Source organism: Streptosporangium minutum (assembly GCF_002149035.1).
GTDB lineage: Bacteria > Actinomycetota > Actinomycetes > Streptosporangiales > Streptosporangiaceae > Streptosporangium > Streptosporangium minutum.
This window is the reverse complement of the sequence record NZ_NGFP01000011.1, coordinates 55,739-70,665: the sequence shown is the minus strand read 5'-3', so window position 1 is coordinate 70,665 and position 14,927 is coordinate 55,739. Positions and strand designations below refer to the sequence as shown.

14 protein-coding genes are annotated in these 14,927 nt (G+C 72.9%); 8 read left to right on the top strand and 6 right to left on the bottom strand.

Features of this window, described 5'->3' with window-relative positions:
* Positions 1-388: 388 nt before the first annotated feature.
* Both CA984_RS04465 and folP read left to right on the top strand, forming a co-directional pair.
* Entirely contained in the window at positions 389-1,255 is an 867-nt protein-coding gene (locus CA984_RS04465; RefSeq protein WP_086568431.1) for a LysR family transcriptional regulator, read from the top strand.
* Positions 1,256-1,347: 92 nt separating this feature from the next.
* A complete protein-coding gene (gene folP / locus CA984_RS04460) occupies positions 1,348-2,181 on the top strand; it encodes a dihydropteroate synthase (RefSeq protein ID WP_086568429.1) in 834 nt (277 codons plus the stop codon).
* A 21-nt stretch (positions 2,182-2,202) separates the two neighbouring features.
* On the opposite strand, the gene CA984_RS04455 is transcribed toward folP, so the two are convergent.
* From CA984_RS04455 to CA984_RS04430, 6 genes are all read right to left on the bottom strand, one after another.
* Positions 2,203-3,621: a pyridoxal phosphate-dependent decarboxylase family protein gene (locus CA984_RS04455; protein ID WP_086568427.1), complete on the bottom strand. Its 1,419-nt coding sequence runs from the start codon at positions 3,619-3,621 to the stop codon at positions 2,203-2,205.
* Positions 3,608-4,978, bottom strand: coding sequence for an MFS transporter (locus tag CA984_RS04450; RefSeq protein ID WP_086568424.1), 1,371 nt, complete (start codon positions 4,976-4,978; stop codon positions 3,608-3,610). The genes CA984_RS04455 and CA984_RS04450 overlap by 14 nt, the downstream gene beginning before the upstream one ends.
* Positions 4,975-5,613 carry a TetR/AcrR family transcriptional regulator gene (locus CA984_RS04445; RefSeq protein ID WP_086568421.1) on the bottom strand — a complete coding sequence of 213 codons (639 nt, stop codon included), beginning with the start codon at positions 5,611-5,613 and terminating at the stop codon, positions 4,975-4,977. Before CA984_RS04445 ends, CA984_RS04450 begins: the two co-directional genes overlap by 4 nt.
* Before the next feature lie 138 nt (positions 5,614-5,751).
* Positions 5,752-6,387, bottom strand: a complete 636-nt coding sequence (locus CA984_RS04440) for a TetR/AcrR family transcriptional regulator (protein ID WP_086568418.1) — start codon at positions 6,385-6,387, stop codon at positions 5,752-5,754.
* A gap of 59 nt (positions 6,388-6,446) precedes the next feature.
* The gene (locus tag CA984_RS04435) at positions 6,447-7,841 is read right to left on the bottom strand and encodes a sensor histidine kinase (RefSeq protein WP_086568416.1); all 1,395 of its coding nucleotides are present in this window, start codon (positions 7,839-7,841) and stop codon (positions 6,447-6,449) included.
* The gene (locus CA984_RS04430; protein ID WP_086568413.1) at positions 7,831-8,505 is read right to left on the bottom strand and encodes a response regulator transcription factor; all 675 of its coding nucleotides are present in this window, start codon (positions 8,503-8,505) and stop codon (positions 7,831-7,833) included. The genes CA984_RS04435 and CA984_RS04430 overlap by 11 nt, the downstream gene beginning before the upstream one ends.
* A 157-nt stretch (positions 8,506-8,662) precedes the next feature.
* Between CA984_RS04430 and CA984_RS04425 the strand changes: the two genes are divergently transcribed.
* The 6 genes from CA984_RS04425 (at position 8,663) to CA984_RS04400 (ending at position 14,803) form a co-directional block, all read left to right on the top strand.
* Complete coding sequence (locus tag CA984_RS04425; protein ID WP_086568411.1) at positions 8,663-9,811, top strand: LolA family protein; 1,149 nt, start codon at positions 8,663-8,665, stop codon at positions 9,809-9,811.
* Positions 9,812-9,839: 28 nt separating this feature from the next.
* Positions 9,840-10,817, top strand: a complete 978-nt coding sequence (locus CA984_RS04420) for an ABC transporter ATP-binding protein (RefSeq protein ID WP_207620719.1) — start codon at positions 9,840-9,842, stop codon at positions 10,815-10,817.
* Between the two features lie 13 nt (positions 10,818-10,830).
* Positions 10,831-11,706, top strand: a complete 876-nt coding sequence (locus CA984_RS04415; protein ID WP_242675726.1) for an ABC transporter permease — start codon at positions 10,831-10,833, stop codon at positions 11,704-11,706.
* A 183-nt stretch (positions 11,707-11,889) separates the two neighbouring features.
* Positions 11,890-12,879 (top strand): AraC family transcriptional regulator, encoded by a 990-nt coding sequence (locus CA984_RS04410; protein ID WP_086568409.1) that lies wholly within the window; start codon positions 11,890-11,892, stop codon positions 12,877-12,879.
* A gap of 170 nt (positions 12,880-13,049) precedes the next feature.
* Positions 13,050-14,288, top strand: a complete 1,239-nt coding sequence (locus tag CA984_RS04405) for a styrene monooxygenase/indole monooxygenase family protein (RefSeq protein WP_108724528.1) — start codon at positions 13,050-13,052, stop codon at positions 14,286-14,288.
* On the top strand, positions 14,285-14,803 hold the full coding sequence (locus tag CA984_RS04400) for a flavin reductase family protein (RefSeq protein ID WP_086568406.1): 519 nt from the start codon (positions 14,285-14,287) through the stop codon (positions 14,801-14,803). Before CA984_RS04405 ends, CA984_RS04400 begins: the two co-directional genes overlap by 4 nt.
* Positions 14,804-14,927 lie beyond the last annotated feature (124 nt).

Here is a 14,927-nt window from a genome sequence, read left to right as displayed (position 1 = left end):
GCCCGGAGGCGGAGCCTGCGGATAGCCCTGCGGCGGGCCCTGGGGAGGGTAGCCCTGCGGCGGGCCCTGGGGAGGGTAGCCCTGCGGCGGCGCCTGGGGAGGCGCGGGAGCCCAGGCGGGCGGCGGCTGGCCAGGGTACGGGTTTCCCTGAGGTGGAGGCGGAGGTGGGAGAGGAGGGTACTGCCCGTTGCCTGTCACGCTGTCTCCCCGTTAACCCGAGCGTCCGATATGGCAGGAAAGCCCGGACCTTTGCCGAATTTGGGGCGTAAGCATACTGATTTCTCACCCGTCACGGATGTCGCTGCGTTCGATTACATTCCGAAATCATCCGAGGTGATCTCCGCGATGTGCAGGACCGATCCCAGCCCGGTGATTTAGCTTCAAAGCCATGAATCTGCAGCAGCTCCGCTATGTGGTCGCGACAGCGGAGCACCGCACCATGACCGATGCGGCCAGGTCGCTGTACATCGCACAACCTGCGCTTTCCCGTGCGATCAGAGACCTCGAACGAGAGCTGGGGATGACGTTGTTCGCCCGTTCCGGGCGGGGCGTGGTCGTCACGGCGCAGGGGCGCCGGGTGGTCAAGCTCGCCAAGGAGGCGCTCGACGCGGTCCGCGAGATCGAGGCACTGTCCGGCCACGGCCATTCCGAGGCGGAACTGCGTATCGCCTCCACCCCCAGCCTTGAGCCGGGGCTGGCCGGACGCCTCCTTCCCGCCTACAGCGCCGAGCACCCCGGAGTGCGCGTGCACATCGTCCGCTGTGACGGACGGGACGGCGTGGTGAACGCCATCAGGGACCAGCGGGCCGATCTCGGCCTGACGGACCTGCCCGTCCCCGCCGACCTGGTCAGCCACCCGCTGGAGCGTCAGGAGATCGTGCTGATCTCCCCGCCCGGCGTGGATCTGCCCAACCCGGTGCCGATGAGCAGGCTCAACGGCATGCGGCTGGTCCTGCCGATCCCCGGCAGCGCCCGGCGCAGGGAGTTCGACGCCCTGTTCGCCAAGTACGGCGTCACCCCGGTGCCGACCGTGCAGCTGGACGAGCGCGGCAACTGGCTGAACACGGTCCGCTCGGGCGCGGCCTCCCTGCTCTGGTACCGGGGGATGGCCGAGCAGGCCACCCGGGCCGGGCTGGTGGTCCGCCCCCTCGATCCCTCGGTCCGCCGGGTGATCGCCATTGTCCACGCGCGACGGCGGCTGCCCGCCATCGCCCAGGAGTTCCTGTCGGTGGCCGAAGGTGGGTCGGCCGCCTAGGGAGACCCAGCGTCTGTTCTTCCCGAAACCCCCAGAGGCGGCGCAGGTGGGAGCGCCTGCCTCTCCGACACCGGGCGGTAGGCTCGGTCTCGATGACTATCTTGCGCCTGCGTGGCCGTGAGTTCCGGCCCGGCGAGTTCGCGATCATGGCGGTGGTCAACCGTACCCCGGACTCCTTCTTCGACAGGGGGAGGACGTACGGCTTCGCGGCGGCTCTGGAGGCGGTGGACGCCGCCGTCGACGGCGGCGCGGACATCGTGGACATCGGCGGCGTCAAGGCGGGCCCCGGAGACGAGGTGGACCCCGCCGAGGAGATCCGCCGGGTGGCCGACCTGGTCGCGGCGGTCCGGGAGCGCCATCCCCAACTGATCATCAGCGTCGACACCTGGCGTGCCGAGGTCGGCGAGGTCGTCGCCGAGGCGGGCGCCGACCTGCTCAACGACACCTGGGGCGGGGTCGACCCCGCTCTGGCGGAGGTCGCCGCCAAGCACGGCATCGGGCTGGTCTGCGCGCACGCCGGCCGCGTCGTCCCCCGCACCCGCCCGCACCGCATCGCCTACGACGACGTGGTCGCCGACGTCGTCGCCTACACCGCCGACCTGGCCGAGCGGGCGGTCGCCGCCGGGGTCCGCAGGGAGTCGATCCTGATCGACCCGGCGCACGACTTCGGCAAGAACACCTGGCACTCCCTGGAGGTCAGCCGCCGCCTGCACGAGATGGTGGCCACCGGCTGGCCGGTGCTCGTCGCCGTCTCCAACAAGGACTTCGTCGGCGAGACCCTCGGCGGCCTCCCGGTCGACGAGCGCCACGCGGGCACCATGGCGACCCTGGCGGTCTCCGCCTGGCAGGGCGCCCGGGTCTTCCGGGTCCACGACGCGGCCTCCGCCCGCACTGCGCTGGCCGTCATCGCCGAGCTGCGCCGATAGTCCCGCCGCGCGCGGTCACGGTCAGGCGTAGATGACCGACAGGAACCGGATCAGGACCGCCTCGCGCCGGTCGGCCGGCAGCGCGTCCAGGACCGCGTTCACCACGGCCATCTCCGGCTGCCCCGAGCCGCCGAGGTCCACCCCGACGGCCGCGGCGAGCTCGCCGAAGGCGGCGTCGTCCAGGGCGTCCAGGTCCAGGCCCGCGACGAGGTCCACCAGCCCCTCGGGCAGCGCCGCCGGACCACGCTCCCGCGCCGCCTCGGCGGACTCCGCGATCACCTCCAGCATCGCCTCCACACCCCGGAGGGTCACCCCGGTCACGGTGATGTGGATGTTGGCCGGGATCCCCGCGTAGGAGAGCTGCGGCTGCAGGAACCAGCCGCGCTTCCTGGCCTCGTCGGACAGCACGAACACGTCCACCTCGTCCGAGCCGAAGGCGACCAGGGCCGACTCCGGGTCGCCGAGCACCCTCAGGCCCGGGATCCCGGCGATGCCCTCGCGGAGCCGCCGGGCCGCCGCGAGGGTGGCGCGGCCGAGTTCGAGGTAGCCGTCCCGGCCGAGGGCCTGGAAGGTGGCCCAGGCGCCGCCCAGCGGACCGGCGGACTTCGAGCTCTGCACGGTGGCGTTGATGACCGTGTAGCCGGGCCACGACGCCGACGCGAAGTAGGCCTTGCGCCGCAGCGCCGGATCGGCGAACAGCACCACCGAGGCGCCCTTGGGGGAGTAGCCGAACTTGTGCAGGTCGCAGGAGAGCGAGGTGACGCCCGGCACCGACAGGTCGAACGGCGGGACCCGCGCCCCGGCCTCGCGCAGCCACGGCAGCAGCCATCCGCCCACGCAGGCGTCCACGTGGCACAGCACGCCGCGCGCGGAGGCGGCCTCGGCGATCTCGGCGACCGGGTCCACCACGCCCTGCGGGTAGGACGGGGCCGAGGCGACCACCAGCACCGTGTCCTCGGTGATCGCCTCCTCGACGGCCGCGACGGAGGCCCGGAACGTCACCGGGTCGACCGGTACGGCGTCCACCGCCACCCCCAGGTAGTGCGCGGCCTTGTGGAAGGCCGGGTGCGCGGTGACCGGGACGGCCATCCGGGGACGGCCCCCGACCGGCCGCGCGTCCCGTGCCGCCTTCACGGCCAGCATGATCGACTCGGTGCCGCCGCTGGTGAAGATGCCGGATCCGCCGCCCAGCAGCTCGGCGACCGCGCCGACGACCTGCCTCTCCATCTCCACCACGCTGGGGAAGGCGGTCGGGTCGAGGGTGTTGACCTCCAGCATCTCGAAGTAGGCGCGGGCCGCGGCCTCGTGCACCTCCGGCCGCCCGGTGTCGTAGACGTACGCGGTCACCTTGCCGCCGCGCACCGGCAGGTCGTCCTGCTTGAGCCGGGAGATCTCGGCGAGCAGTTCCTCGATGTCCCGGCCCTTCTCAGGCAGGCTCATGAATCTCCTTGGGGGATACGGCCCGTGCGAGCCGGTGGTAGGCGATGACGAGAGGGAGGCTGATCAGCATGAGCGCCGCGGGGAGGGCGGTGAAGCCGAGCAGCAGGCCGGTCAGGGCCGAGCCGGGCTGTACGGCGGGGGCGTCGAACGGCCCGGAGGCGAACGCGCTCGCGGCCAGCACCAGGGCGAACAGTCCCGGGCCGACCGCCATGCCCGCCGTCTCCCCGGCGGTCCACAGGCCGGTGAAGGCGCCTGACTGGGCGTGCCCGGTGCGGGCGGCGTCGGCGTGCACGGTCTCCGGGAGCAGCGACAGCGGCAGCAGTTGCAGAGCGGCGTAGCAGACGCCGATCAGGCCGGTGAGCAGGAGCGTGCCCGCGACACCGGCCGAGTCGATCACCGGGATGAGCGCGAGCGCCGCCGCCGCGAACCCCGCCACGGCCACGAGGTAGCAGGGCACCATGCCGAACCGGCGCGCCGCCCGCGTCCACAGCGGCACGGCGAGCGCGCTCGGCCCCACCATGCACACGAACATGAGCGAGGTCAGCCCGTAGTCGCCCAGCCGGTAGACCGCCACGTACGGCGCGCCCGCCAGCATCACCGCGACCCCCAGGGACTGGGTGACGAACGCCGCCAGCAGGGCGAAGAACGGCCGGTTGCCCCGGGCGGTGCGGAACGCGGCCACCAGCCCGAGCTGCCGGGGACCCGGGTGGGAGGCGACCCAGCGGGTGGACAGGGTGGCGGCCAGCAGAGCCGCGGCCATCACCGCGCCGACCGCCACGCCCATCACGGCGTATCCGGCCCGGCCGCCGCCGCCCAGGCCCACGATCTCCGGAGCCAGCCCTCCGGCGACCAGGATGCCCAGGGTCAGGCAGATGATCCGCCAGGACATGATCCGGGTGCGCTCCGCCGTGCCGTCGGCCATCTCGGCGGGCAGCGCCACGTAGGGCACCTGGAAGCAGGCGAAGGCCGACGCGGCGAGCAGGAACGCGCCCCCCGCCCAGACCACGCCGGGTATCGGGCCCGGCACGGCGAACATGGCCGCGAAGGCCACCGGCAGGGCGAGCGAGCCGAGCGACAGCAGCCGGGTGCGGCGGCCGGTCCGCACGGCCTCGCGGTCGCTGGCCGCGCCGACGACCGGGTTGAACAGGACGTCCCAGGCCTTGGGGGCGACCAGCACGGCCCCCGCCACGGCCGCGGAGACCCCCAGGACGTCGGTCAGGTAGAACAGCAGGAGCAGGCCGGGGACAGCGGAGAAGATCCCGGTGCCGACCGAGCCCAGGGCGTAGCCGAGCAGTCGCCCGCGGGTGAGCGGGGGTGCGGCCGTCAGGTGCCGCGAGGGGGAGTGTTCCAAGGTCAAGGAGAGGCTCCGGGGAAGGTGACGGTGCGGTGGATCGTCCGGTGGAGGTGGGCGCGGAACCTGCGCAGGACCTCCGGGTCGTCCATGTACCGGCGGTTGCCGTGCTCGTCGAGCACCCCGCTCTGGGAGAAGCCGTTCACGCACCAGAGCGTCGACCACAGGAGGTACTCCATGTCGACGCCGGGGTCGATGTACCCGCTGGCCATCGCGGGGGCGAGCGCGGATTTGACGAGTTCGCGTATCGGCTGGCTGTAGCGTCGCTCCAGCTCGGTGACGTCGCTGGCGTCGGAGAGCCACCGGTGCATCCACAGGGCCGGGACCTCGGGGTGGGTCACGCACAGGTCGAGGTACTGGTCGATGATCCGGCGCACCAGGGCGGCGGCCTGTTCGGGGCTCGTCACGGGAGCGCCCTCGGTCGCCTTCCGCAGGGAGGCCAGCTCCATCTCGTGCACCCAGTCCATGACCGCGAGATACAGCTCGCGCTTGCTGCCGGTCTGCTGGGTGATCGTGGCGACGTCCAGTCCTGCGGCCTCGGCGATCTGACTGATGGAGGTCGCGTCATAGCCCAAGGCAGCGAACAATCGGGTCGCGACCCGCAGGATCAGCTCCCGCTGGCCGCCATCAGCGAAAGTCATGAAAACGACGTTAGATGCGAAAACACGCCCCGGCCAATCACTGGTTGGACAAGCCTCCGTCAAGATAGCGGAAGCCGTACGGGCCCGTGTTCCGGGGGTCTCGGTGCCGGACCACGTCCACGGGGCGGGCCCCCGGCGTCAGGTCGCGCCTCCGGGGAGGTCCCCGGGCAGGGCGAGCACGCAGTGCACCATCTCGTGCAGGTAGGCGCGGAAGCGCCGCAGGGTCTCCGGGTCCTCGGGACCCACACGATTGCCCTCGTCGTCGAGCACCCCGCCGCGGGAGAAGGCGTGGGTGCACCAGATCACCGACCAGATCACGTACTTCATGTCGGGAGAGCCGCGGGTCAGCGGGGCGATGGCCTCGGTGACGTACTGGACCAGCGGCTGGACGTACTGGCGGTCCAGCTCGGTGACGTCGCTGGCGTCGAACAGCCAGCGGTGCATCCAGAGCGCGGGGAACTCGGAGTTCTGGGCGCAGAAGTCGATGTAGTCGTCGATGAGGTGGTGCACGGCGGCCGAGGTCTCCCCGGGCGCGGCGGCGGCGATCTCCCCGACCGATCTCTCCAGGCCGGCCAGCTCGGCGTGGTGGGCGCGTTCCATGACCGCGAGATACAGCTCGCGCTTGCCGCCGGCCTGCCGGGTGAGCGTGGCGACGTCCAGCCCGGCGGCCTCGGCGATCTGGCTGACGGAGGTCGCGTCATAGCCCAGGGCGGCGAACAGCCGGGTCGCGACCCGCAGGATCAGCTCCCGCTGCCCGCTGTCAGCGGAAGTCATGAAAACGACGCTAGATCCGGAAACGAGGCTGGGCCAATCACCGGACGGGCAAACCTCGGTCAAGATAGCGGAAGTCGCACGACGGCCCGCAGGCCGGGGCGGGCGTCCTCCAGATGGACCGCGCCGCCGTGGGCGTGGACGGTCTCGCGGACGATGGCCAGGCCCAGCCCCGCCCCGCCCTCGTCGCGGCTGCGCGCGCTGTCCAGCCGGGTGAACCGGTCGAAGACCCGCTCCCGGTCGGGCTCGGGGATGCCGGGGCCGTCGTCGGTGACGGTGAGCACCGCGTCGGCGCCCTCGGCGCGGAGCTCCACCGCCACCGGGGCGTCGGTGTGCCGCAGCGCGTTGTCCACCAGGTTGACCAGGACCCGCCCCAGGTCCAGCGCGGCCCCGGCCACCACGATCGCCCCCTCACCGATCTTCACGGTGACGGCCTCGCCGTACCGCTCGACGGTCTGGGGGACGAGCTGGTCCAGCTCCACCGGCTCCCTGCGGGACGGCGCGCCGCCGCGCTCGTCCAGGCGGGCCAGCGCGAGCAGGTCCTCGGCCAGCCGGGCCAGGCGCATGGTGTCCTCCAGCACGCCCTCGGCCGTCTCCTGCCAGTCCTGCCCGTGCGGATGGCCGAGGGCCACCTCGAGCTGGAGCCGGATGCTGGCCAGCGGGCTGCGCAGTTCGTGCGCCGCGTCGGAGACCAGGGCCCGCTGCCGGGTGTCGGCCTTCTCCAGCCGGGCGAGCATGTCGTTGAGCGTGACGGCCAGGCTGTGCACCTCGTCACGTGCCTCGGGCACCGGCAGGCGCCGGGAGCGGGCGGTGTCGGTGATCTCCTCCGCCCCCCGGCGCAGCGCGGCGATGGGCCGCAGGGTCCTGCCGATGATCACCCAGCTCGCCCCGCCGAGCAGCACCAGCAGCAGCGGGGTGCCGACGACCAGGACGTGCCCGGCCGTGGTGATGCTGGTCTGCACCTCGCTGAAGGGACGGGCGGCGATCACCGTCAGGCCCCGGTCGGCGCTGAGCACCCGCACGCGCAACACGTGCGGGATCCCGTACGGCCCGCCGTCCAGGAACCGCGCCTGCCCCTCCCCGATCGCCGCCGCCCGTTCCCCGGCGTTCAGCAGCGGGACCAGCCGGTCGGTCCCGGTGGTGGCATGGGTGATCCGTCCGGCGGCGTCGACGACCTGCAGGAGGGTGCCGTCCGGCGAGGTCATCCCGTCCGGCAGCCGCTCGGCGTCGGCCAGCGAGACCGTGTCGCGGGCCCGCTGGTAGATGGAGTCGTCGATGGTGGCGAGCAGCGACCTGCCGAGCACGCTGATCATCACGTAGGCCGAGACCACCAGCGCCGCTCCGAGCGCGACCGAGGCCACCGCGGTCAGCCGGAAGCGCAGGCTTTTACGCCGCCACCAGCCGACCGTGCGCCGTCCCCGGCGGACGCGCTCGCGGGGACGCGGATCAGCCGCCATCGCCGGCCAGCCGGTACCCGGCCCCCCGCACCGTCTGCAGGGCGGTCCTGGAGAACGGCACGTCGATCTTGCGGCGCAGGTAGCCGACGTAGACCTCGACCACGTTGGGGTCGGTGTCGAAGGTGTCCCAGACGTGCTCCAGGATCTCCGTCTTGGAGACCACCTCGTCGTGGCGGCGCATCAGATACTCCAGGAGCGCGAACTCCCTGGGGGTCAGCTCCACCGGCGTCTCGCCCCGGGAGACCCGCCGGCGCGCGGGGTCCAGCGACAGGTCCCCGGCCCGCAGCACGGACGGGCGCCGGTTGGCGCCGCGCCGCAGCAGCGCCCTCAGCCTGGCCACCAGCACGACGTAGGAGAACGGCTTGGCCAGGTAGTCGTCGGCGCCCAGATCGAGCCCGTCGGCCATGTCGTACTCGCCGTCCTTGGCCGACAGCATCAGGATCGGCACCCAGTTCTCCTCGGCCCGCAATCGCTTGCAGACGTTGTAGCCGGAGAGCCTGGGCAGCATGATGTCCAGCACGACCACGTCGTAGTCGCCCTGCCTGGCCAGGTGCAGACCGTCCTCGCCGTCGTGCGCGAGATCGACCGCGAACCCCTCGGCCTGCAGCCCGCGCTGGAGCGCCGCGGCCATCCGCCGCTCGTCCTCCACGACGAGAACCCGCATCCTCCACCCCCTCCGGTGTCCGCCCCATCTTCGGCCAGCCCGCCTGAGAGGCGGCTGAGAACCCTGTGAGCCCTCTCAGTCTGTCTCAGCTCCGGCACAGGAGCGGTCACGCAAGCTGCAGATGTCAGGGATTGACGGCATACCGTGAAGGAGTGACATGTCAGAGCAGACGAGACGGGGCCGCGCGGTGAGGTGGGGAGTGCCGATCGCCACGGTCGCGCTGGTCGCCGGGGCCATCGGCGCGGGTCCGGTGATCGCGGCGGTCCAGGGGGATCCGGTGCTGCCCGAGCGCACCGCCGCGCAGTTGCTGGCCGACGCCGTCCGGGCCACCGAGTCCGGCGTGAAGCCCATGTCGGGCACCGTGATGCAGACCGCCTCCCTCGGCCTGCCGGGGCTGCCGGAGGTGGCGGGGATGGGCGGTACGTCGCCCGCGGCCCTGCTGGCGGGCTCGCACGAGCTCAAGGTCTGGTACGGCGGCGAGGACCGGTTCCGCTTCGCCCTCCCCGGGCGGATGAGCGAGACCGACCTGATCGTCAACGGCGACCAGGCCTGGCTGTGGGAGAGCGAGACCAACAAGGCCACCCGGATCAAGGGCGCCGGCCAGGCGGGGCAGGACCATGACAGGGCCATGCCCATGGCCACCACCCCGCAGCAGGTCGCCGACGAGGCGCTGAAGCGGGCCGACGCCGGCACCGCGGTCAGCGTGAGCAACACCGAGAAGGTCGCCGGCAGGCCGGCCTACCAGCTCGTCCTGACGCCCAGGGACGGTTCCTCCCTGGTCAAGGAGGTCAAGCTGGCGCTCGACGGGGAGACCTTCGTCCCGCTGCGGGTCCAGGTCTACGCCAAGAGCGCGGCCGAACCGGCCTTCGAGATCGGCTTCACCTCGGTGACGTTCACCCCGCCCGCTCCGGACAACTTCACCTTCACCCCGCCCGCGGGCGCGAAGGTGGAGGAGAAGACGCTCGCCGACCTGGGGAGCCGCCCGGAGGGCGGGCAGGAGCGGGCCGAGGCGTTGAAGGGCGGGCTCACGACCGTGGGCGAGGGCTGGACCACGGTCGCGGTGCTCCCGTTCTCCACGCAGGATCTCAAGGGTCCGGCTCAGCGGCAGGGCGACCGGCCCGGCGGGCAGGACGCGGCCGTGGTCACCGACGCCCTGCTGAAGTCGGCCAGGCAGGTCAGCGGGGCGTGGGGCAGCGGCAAGGTCATCCAGACCAAGCTGGTCTCCGCGCTGCTGACCGACGACGGCCGCCTGCTGGTCGGCGCGGTCACCCCCGAGAAGCTGACCGAGGCGGCCGGGCGGAGATGAGCGGGACGCCGAGACCGACGGGGGAGCGGTGCTGACCGTCCGGGAGCGGACGCCGTCCGCCACGCTCCCCGCCGAAGACTGCTCGATCGTCACACGCGGGCTGACCAAGCGCTTCCGGAGCGGCCAGGTCGCCGTGGACGCCCTCGACCTGGCCGTGCCCAGGGGGTCGGTCTTCGGCTTCCTCGGCCCGAACGGCTCGGGGAAGACCACGACCATCCGCATGCTGCTCGGCCTGGTCGCGCCGACCGGGGGCGCCTGGGAGCTGCTCGGCACGCCGATGCCGGGCGGGACGGCCGCCGTGCTGTCCCGCGTGGGGGCGCTGGTCGAGGGGCCGGCGTTCTACCCCTACCTGTCGGGTGAGGCGAACCTGCGCCGCTACGACGCCGCCGACCCGGCGGCCGACCCGCGCACGGCCTCGGCCAGGATCGGGCTCGCCCTGGACAGGGTCGGGCTGGCCGCCGCGGCCCGCAAACGCTACCGGGCCTACTCGCTGGGCATGCGCCAGCGGCTGGCGATCGCCGCGGCGCTGCTCGGGCCGAGGGAACTGCTGATCCTCGACGAGCCGACCAACGGCCTCGACCCGCAGGGCACCCGCGAGGTGCGGGGGCTGATCAAGGAGATCGCCGCCGGGGGGACGACCGTGTTCGTCTCCTCCCACCTGCTGGCCGAGGTGGAGCAGATGTGCTCCCACATCGCCGTCATGCGGACCGGGCGCCTGGTCGCCCAGGGGCCCATCGCCGGGCTCCGGGCGGGGGAGGCGGTGAGGATCCGGGTGGAGACACCGGATCTCGCCGAGGCGGCGGCCGTACTGGCCGCCTCCGGGCTGGCACAGGTCCGCACCGGCGACGGCGAGGTCAGCGCGGAGCTGGGCGCCGACGCTCCGGAGCGGATCTGCGCGGCGCTGGTGGCCGGCGGCGTCGCCGTGCGCGGTCTGGCCGTGCAGCGGCCGAGCCTTGAGGACGTGTTCGTGGGCCTGACCGGAGAGGGTTTCGATGTCAACGGTTAGCGGGCAGGAGACCGTGTCCATCGGGACGGGCGCCGCGCCGCTCCCCCGGGCGCGGGCGGTGGGAGCCCTCCGGGCGTGGCTGCGGCTGCTCGGCTCGGAGGTGGGGCTGACCCTCCGGCGGCCGAGGAACATCGCCATGCTGGCCGTGCTCGCCCTGGTCCCGGTGCTGATCGGCGTCGCGCTGCGGACGTTCGGCGGGCCGGACGAGACCGACGGGGGACCCTCGGTCTTCGGGCAGGTCACCGGCAACGGGCTGTTCCTCACCTTCGCCGCGCTCTCGATCCTGGTGCAGCTGCTGCTGCCGGTCGCGGTCGCGGTGGTCGCCGGAGACTCGGTCGCCGGGGAGGCGGGCCTCGGCACGCTGCGCTACCTGCTGGCCGCCCCGGCCGGCCGGACCCGGCTGCTGGGCGTCAAGTACGCCAACGCCGTCGTCTTCTGCCTGGCGGCCGTCGCCGCGGTCGCGCTGTCGTCGCTGCTGGCCGGGGTGCTGCTGTTCCCGGCCGGCCCGATCACGCTGCTGTCCGGGGGGACGATCCCGCTGCTCGACGGCGTGCTCAGGATCGGCGTCGTCGTGCTGTACGTCACGGCGGGCATGGCCGCCCTGGCCGCCGTGGCGCTGGCGTTCTCGACGATGACCGAGGCGGCCGTCGGCGCCATCGCCTCGACGGTGGGGCTCGTCGTCGTCGTCCAGGTGCTCGGCGTCATCCCGCAGCTCTCCGTGTTCCAGCCCTACCTGCTGACGCACTGGTGGAACGGATTCGACGGGGTGCTGCGCGATCCGATGGCCACCGGCGAGATGGGCCAGGGCCTGCTGGTCTTCGCCGCCTACATCGCGGTCTTCGGCTCGATCGCCTGGGCCCGCTTCACCGGCAAGGACATCACCTGCTGACCCCCGGCCGGCGGGCCGTGCCCGGGCCCGCCGGCCGGGATCGCCCCCCGGACGGGGACGTCTCCGCTCTCTGCGTATTTGTACGTGGTCGGGCGCGCCCGGACGTGTGATCGTCCATGGACCGGCCGTGCGGGTTCCGCACCGCCGTACACAGGCGATGGACACCCGAGGGCGGGAGCGTCGATGGACGAGGCGCGCGAGCGGGTCCCGCTCGGCAACCGGCGGCTCTTCGGCACCGGGGATCTCGACGAGGCCCGCGAGCTGGTGGCGCGCGTGTTCTGCCCGCACCGGCTGGAGCTGACCGGTGAGGTGTCGCGGCTGGCCGCGCGGTTCAACTCCGCCCAGCTCGGCGGCGTGCGGATGAACTACCTGGACTACGGGACGGACGTCCGCATCGAACCGGGGGAGCTGGAGTCCTTCTTCCTGGTGCAGATCCCGCTGGCCGGCCGGAGCCTGATCCGGTGCGGCGGGCAGGAGATCGTCTCGACGCCCCGGCTGGCCTCCCTGCCCTCGCCGTCGGAGTACCTCGACATGCGCTGGGAGGCGGGCTGCCCCCAGCTGATCGTCAAGTTCGACCGGACGGCCGTCGAGGGCGCGCTGGAACAGATGCTCGGTGAGCGGCTCGACCGGCCGATCGTCTTCGACCTGGGCCTGGACATGACCGCAGGCTGGGCGCGGGCCTGGCGGGCGATGGCCGACCTGATCATCGGGGAGGCCGAGCACGGCGACGGGCTCGCCGTGCAGCCGCTGGCGATCGCCCATCTCGAGAACGCGATGCTCACCTCCCTGCTCACCATGCAGCCGTCCAACTACCGGGCGCGGCTGAACGCCCCCCGTCCTCCCGCCGTGCCCAAGGTGGTGCGCCGGGCGATGGAGTTCATCGACGGCCACGCCCACCAGCCGCTGACGACCGACGACGTGGCGCGCGCGGTGGCGGTCAGCGGACGCTCCCTCCAGGAGGGTTTCCGCCGCCATCTCGGCCTGACCCCGATGACCTATCTCAGGGACGTGCGCCTGGGCCGGGTCCACGAGGAGCTGGTGACCGGCGACCCGGCCCGGTGCACCGTGACCGGGGTGGCCGCGCGGTGGGGCTTCCTGCACCAGGGGCGGTTCGCCGCGGCCTACCGCGCGCGGTACGGGCAGGCGCCCTCGCACACGCTGCGCGGACGCTGACGGCCCGCGGCGGGTCTCCGAACTCCGCGCCAGGCGGACGGAGTCCGCGCTGAGCGGATAGCCCGTACGGCACCGCCCGCCGTACCTTTTCATCAGGCGCCGCGGCCGGCCACCTCCCTCACCGGGAGCCTCTCGGACCCTCTTCAGATCTTCGGAAAGGACATGTCGCCATGCGTAGAATCCTCGTCGTCGGAGCCGGTCAGGCGGGCCTCCACCTCGCCGCCGGCCTGCTGCGGAACGGTTACGACGTCACCGTGGTCTCCAACCGCACCCCGGATGACATCCGCGACGGCCACGTCATGTCGGGCCAGGTCATATTCGGCACGGGCCTCGGCCATGAGCGCGACCTCGGCCTGGACCTGTGGGCGGACGACTGCCCCCCGATCGACGGGATCCAGTTCACCGTCCCCGGCCCCGACGGCGGCAGGGCGATCGACTGGGCGGCCCGGCTCGACACGCCCGCCCGCTCGGTCGACCAGCGGCTGAAGATGCCCGCCTGGATGGCCGAGGTGGAACGCCTCGGCGGGAAGATCGTCATCCACGACGCGACGGTGGACGACCTGGAGACCTACGCCGCCGGGTACGACCTCGTCCTGGTCGCCGCGGGCAAGGGGCGGATCGCCTCGCTGTTCGAGCGGGACGCCTCGCGCTCGCCCTACGACGCCCCGCAGCGGGCCCTGGCCGTCACCTATGTCACCGGCCTCACACCGCGACCCGAGCACTCCGCGGTGTGCTTCAACCTGATCCCCGGGGTCGGGGAGTACTTCGTCTTCCCCGCGCTGACCGCGACCGGCCCCTGCGAGATCATGGTGTTCGAGGGCGTTCCCGGCGGGCCGATGGACTGCTGGGCGGACGTGCGCACCCCCGCCGAGCATCTGGCCAGGAGCCGGTGGGTCCTGGAGACCTTCCTGCCGTGGGAGGCCGACCGCTGCGGCGGCGTCGAGCTCACCGACGAGCGCGGCGTCCTGTCCGGCCGCTTCGCTCCGACCGTCCGCAGGCCCGTGGCGACGCTCCCCTCCGGCGCCGCGGTCCTCGGCGTCGCCGACGTCGTCGTGCTCAACGACCCGATCACCGGGCAGGGCGCCAACAACGCCGCCAAGTGCGCCGCCTCCTACCTCTCCAGCATCCTGGAGCGCGGCGAGCGGCCGTTCGACAGGGCCTGGATGGAGGGGGCCTTCGAGCGCCACTGGGAGGACGCCCGGCACACCACCGCCTGGACGAACGCGCTCCTGGCGCCCCCGCCCCCGCACGTGCTGGAGATCCTGGGCGCGGCCGGCCGGCTGCCCGAGGTGGCCTCCCGCTTCGTCAACGGCTTCGACGACCCGTCGGACTACGCCGGCTGGTTCATGGACCCCGCCGGGGCGGGCGAGTACCTGGCGCGGATCGGCGCCTCCGAGGGGATGTCATGAGATCGCTGCGCGACGCGTTCGGTCAGTTCGCGACCGGGGTGGCCGTGGTCACCACCGCCACCCCGGAAGGCGACCGGGCCGGAGTCACCGTCAACTCCTTCACCTCGGTCTCGCTCGACCCGCCCCTGGTCCTGTGGTGCCTGTCCAGGAACGCCCCCAGCGCGCCGCTCTTCCTGCGGGCCGGGCGGTTCGCGGTCAACGTCCTGGCCGCGGGGCAGGGCCACCTCTCACAGCGGTTCGCCAGGCCGCTGCCGGACAAGTTCGCCGGGGTGGAGACCCGTCCCGGCCCCGGCGGGCCGCCGCTCCTCGCCGGGGCCCTGGCCCACTTCGCCTGCCGTACGCTGACCACCCACGACGGAGGCGACCACGTCATCTTCGTCGGCGAGGTCGGATACTTCCAGCGCTCGGAGGGTGAGCCGCTGGTCTTCCACGCGGGCGGTTACGGCGAGTTCGCCGGGGCGGGCCGGGCGGCGGACCGGGCCGGAGTCCGGCCCGTCCTGGCCCGTCCGGCGTAGACCCGCCCGTCCGGCGTAGACCCGCTCACCCGGCGTGGATCCGGCCGGGCGGTGAGATCCACTCGCCCGGTGTCGATCTGCTCGCCCGGCGTAGGCCCGCTCGCCCCGCCTAGGTCCGTTCACG

What these genes read in the sequence shown, in the direction of transcription:
- CA984_RS04410 (WP_086568409.1), top strand. Translation starts at nt 11,890, where the DNA reads ATGGACGAGGCGCGCGAGCGGGTCCCGCTCGGCAACCGGCGGCTCTTC.
- CA984_RS04465 (WP_086568431.1), top strand. Translation starts at nt 389, where the DNA reads ATGAATCTGCAGCAGCTCCGCTATGTGGTCGCGACAGCGGAGCACCGC.
- CA984_RS04430 (WP_086568413.1), bottom strand. Translation starts at nt 8,505, where the DNA reads ATGCGGGTTCTCGTCGTGGAGGACGAGCGGCGGATGGCCGCGGCGCTC.
- folP (WP_086568429.1), top strand. Translation starts at nt 1,348, where the DNA reads ATGACTATCTTGCGCCTGCGTGGCCGTGAGTTCCGGCCCGGCGAGTTC.
- CA984_RS04405 (WP_108724528.1), top strand. Translation starts at nt 13,050, where the DNA reads ATGCGTAGAATCCTCGTCGTCGGAGCCGGTCAGGCGGGCCTCCACCTC.
- CA984_RS04435 (WP_086568416.1), bottom strand. Translation starts at nt 7,841, where the DNA reads ATGGCGGCTGATCCGCGTCCCCGCGAGCGCGTCCGCCGGGGACGGCGC.
- CA984_RS04400 (WP_086568406.1), top strand. Translation starts at nt 14,285, where the DNA reads ATGAGATCGCTGCGCGACGCGTTCGGTCAGTTCGCGACCGGGGTGGCC.
- CA984_RS04445 (WP_086568421.1), bottom strand. Translation starts at nt 5,613, where the DNA reads ATGACTTTCGCTGATGGCGGCCAGCGGGAGCTGATCCTGCGGGTCGCG.
- CA984_RS04440 (WP_086568418.1), bottom strand. Translation starts at nt 6,387, where the DNA reads ATGACTTCCGCTGACAGCGGGCAGCGGGAGCTGATCCTGCGGGTCGCG.
- CA984_RS04455 (WP_086568427.1), bottom strand. Translation starts at nt 3,621, where the DNA reads ATGAGCCTGCCTGAGAAGGGCCGGGACATCGAGGAACTGCTCGCCGAG.
- CA984_RS04425 (WP_086568411.1), top strand. Translation starts at nt 8,663, where the DNA reads ATGTCAGAGCAGACGAGACGGGGCCGCGCGGTGAGGTGGGGAGTGCCG.